The organism is Francisella noatunensis subsp. noatunensis (assembly GCF_009823375.1).
GTDB classification, from domain to species: domain Bacteria; phylum Pseudomonadota; class Gammaproteobacteria; order Francisellales; family Francisellaceae; genus Francisella; species Francisella noatunensis.
This window is the reverse complement of the sequence record NZ_WBSX01000155.1, coordinates 1-3,177: the sequence shown is the minus strand read 5'-3', so window position 1 is coordinate 3,177 and position 3,177 is coordinate 1. Positions and strand designations below refer to the sequence as shown.

Here is a 3,177-nt window from a genome sequence, read left to right as displayed (position 1 = left end):
ATTTGAAAGAGTTAAGTACTTTGGCATTTTTTAGTTCCTTATCGTTTATTTTAGTTTCGTCAAAACCTAATAAACTATATTTGGAACTCTCTTTCAACTATTTAAAACTTTCAGAATACAATCTAGCTTTTAAATAGCTTTTGCTGAATACTAAGAACTATAGAGTTTAAAAATTTGGTTTGAAACCAAAATAGTGCCACACCAATTATATTCTTTATCCAAAAAGCTAAGATCAATAAAGCTATGCTCATAAGCACTATTTGAAAATGGCTAAAACCATTTAAGAATATCATATTATCAAATTGACTTGGATTAACTAACACACTTACAAAAGGAATAACTGCTCCAACACCTAACATTGAAGATGTGGAACCTAAAAATAATAAAACAAGATATAAAAAAATCTTTTTTTCTGAGTGGTATCTAAAATACCAAAAAAATATTTAAAAAATTGTTTCACTTAATACTGCTCTCTATAACTTTATCATAAACCGACTTATAACTGACTACCATTTTTTCTAGACTAAAGATATCATCAAATCTAGCTTTAGCATTAGCTCCATACTCTTGAGCTTTTTGTTCATCTTGCCAAAGCTCTTTGAGCTTGTTAGCTAGGTCTTGATTATCATCTGGCTTTGCTACCAATCCTGTTTGTTTATCAATATTTACAAAGGTTGTACCTGTGCCAATTTCACAAGTTATCATTGGTTTAGCAAACATGCTAGCCTCTAGCAAGACTAATCCAAAAGCTTCTGTTCTTATATTTGATGGTAACACCAAAGCATAACTTAATTTTAGTAATGATAATTTATCTTTATCATCCAAAGCACCGACAAATTTTACATTTTGTAGATTATTTTGATTAACTTTTGCTCAAGCAACTCCCTTTGATCACCATCGCCAACTATAACAAGTGGATAATCTGGCTCTTTCATAACATCGATCAAGACATCTAAACCCTTATAATATCTCAACCCACCGATATAAATAAAAAACTTTTCAAAGCCAATATTTCTTTTCCAATACTGATAATTATCTTCATCAATATCATAATCTGACTTATTCAAGCTTATTGGAATAACTCTTTTACAAGCTTTAACTTGTTTGAGTATTTGACTACTTTCAAGATAATTAGGGGATGTTGGTAAAATATATTTTGCACTATTAAGAAACTTTCTCATCAAAGGTTTATACAATATGATCAACTTTTTTTGTTTGATAATATCTGAATGGTACGTGACTATATATGGCTTATTTGGCTTACAAATAGTCTGCAGCAAATCAGCATACGGATATGGGAAATGATAATGGATAAGATCAACCTTCTTAGCTAATTCTTTGAATTTCTTAATTGCCGAGAATGAAAAAGTTGTTGAGGCTATACTTAAATTTGTTTTAGCAAAATGCAATGTATAAAAATCTTTGTGTATAGTTTGATTTTCTTTATCCATAGCTAGAATATGTATATCCAAATCATATTTTTTATCCATAGCGACTGATAGCTCATGAATGAACTTCTCTATACCACCATAGGTATACGGATAAAATGACTTAAATACATGTAGGATCTTCATTTTTTTAGATATCATTCTCTTTGGCGTAATTTTGCCACCTAACAATATCAATACATATATCATCTATAGTTTTTTTTGTTTCAAAACCAAGCTCTTGTTTTGCCTTTGTAGCATTTGCATACATCTCAGCAATATCACCAGCTCTTCTATCAACTATTTGATATGGAATCTTTTTGCCCAAAGCTTTCTCATACGCTGTGACAATATCTAATACACTGCAGCCATTACCTGAGCCTAAATTATATGTTCGCCAATCAGGATTAGTTTTTGAGACATGCTCAAGTGCTAATATATGCCCTATCGCCAAATCTACAACATGGATATAGTCTCTAATACAAGTACCATCTCGAGTGTCATAATCACCACCAAATATACTAAGCTTAGATAATTTGCCAGAGCCAACTTGCCCAACAAAAGGCATTAGATTATTTGGGATACCCTGAGGATCTTCGCCAATTATCCCACTGCTATGAGCTCCTACAGGATTGAAATATCTAAGACATGTGATATTAAAGTTATTATCAGCTTTTTGTAGGTCTGCTAATATATTTTCTATCATTAACTTAGTCGCACCATAAGGGTTGGTTGTACTAAGAGGTAGATCCTCTGCAAATGGTGGTATATTAGACATACCATATACAGTCGCTGATGAACTAAATACAAAATCATAAACTTGGTACTCTTGCATTAACTCAAGTAAATTTAGTGTACTTAATAGATTATTATGATAATAAGCCAAAGGCTTCTGCACACTCTCACCAACAGCTTTGAGACCAACAAAGTGAATCACCGCATCTATATTATGCTCTTGAAAGATTTTCTCTAACTTATCTTTGTCTAAAAGATCTATCTCATAAAAATCAAAATCTTTGCCTGTGATTGTCTTAACTCTATCAACTACAGATAGTTTGCTATTTGAAAGATTGTCAACCACAACAACTTGATATCCTCTATCAAGAAGCTCAACAACTGTGTGACTACCTATGTAGCCTGTACCACCTGTTACTAATATTATTTTATTCATATTTGTACTCTATATAATTTGTATCTATTTGATTTAATACTTTACTATCTATAACCTCTTTTTTTGATAGAAATATACTAAAAATCTTCATAAAAATAACTCTAACTGTCTCGATAATAATAAGTAAATCAAAAACAAAACTCCATCTTCTAATATATACAAGATCGAGCTTAAGCTTATTTTCCGGCAAAGTTGCATAGCTTGTCAAAACTTGAGCATATCCTGTAATTCCAGCTTTAACTTTGGTTCTATACAAGAATTAAGGAGTCTCTTTTGCAAACTCATCGATTAACTCTTGTCTTTCAGGTCTTGGCCCTACTATTGACATGCTAGATAGTATTCTCAATGTTTATAGAGATACCAAAATGTACTTCATTAGGTGTCAAGTAATTTAAACATTTCTTAGGTCTATTATTCAAGTCTATCTGTAACTTTCTAATGTATTGATGAGATATATTGTTAAAGTTAGTACCTTTAGGTATAAATTGTCTGATATACCTATTCATGTTTTCATTAGTACCTCTTTGCCAAGGACTGTATGGATCAGCAAAGAATACTTTGATGCCAGTCTTGCTAGTT

2 protein-coding genes and 3 pseudogenes are annotated in these 3,177 nt (G+C 31.3%); all 5 read right to left on the bottom strand.

The features are described from left to right. Positions 1 to 128 precede the first annotated feature (128 nt). A pseudogene (locus F8C69_RS09775) lies at positions 129 to 460 on the bottom strand (ABC transporter ATP-binding protein); the annotation flags it as partial. Then, positions 457 to 1,574 (bottom strand): annotated as a pseudogene (locus tag F8C69_RS09770) (glycosyltransferase family 4 protein). The pseudogenes F8C69_RS09775 and F8C69_RS09770, both read right to left, overlap by 4 nt. A gap of 4 nt (positions 1,575 to 1,578) precedes the next feature. Beyond that, positions 1,579 to 2,598 (bottom strand): UDP-glucose 4-epimerase GalE, encoded by a 1,020-nt coding sequence (gene galE, locus F8C69_RS09765; RefSeq protein ID WP_159185019.1) that lies wholly within the window; start codon positions 2,596 to 2,598, stop codon positions 1,579 to 1,581. Beyond that, positions 2,591 to 2,926: pseudogene (locus F8C69_RS09760) on the bottom strand (sugar transferase); the annotation flags it as partial. The gene galE and the pseudogene F8C69_RS09760, both read right to left, overlap by 8 nt. A gap of 1 nt (position 2,927) precedes the next feature. Further along, positions 2,928 to 3,177, bottom strand: a 250-nt coding sequence (locus F8C69_RS09755; RefSeq protein WP_159183763.1) for an IS30 family transposase, incomplete at its 5' end; no start/stop codon positions are given.

Bases quoted from the DNA above. Each gene is read 5' to 3' on its own strand.
- galE (WP_159185019.1), bottom strand. From the start codon at position 2,598: ATGAATAAAATAATATTAGTAACAGGTGGTACAGGCTACATAGGTAGT.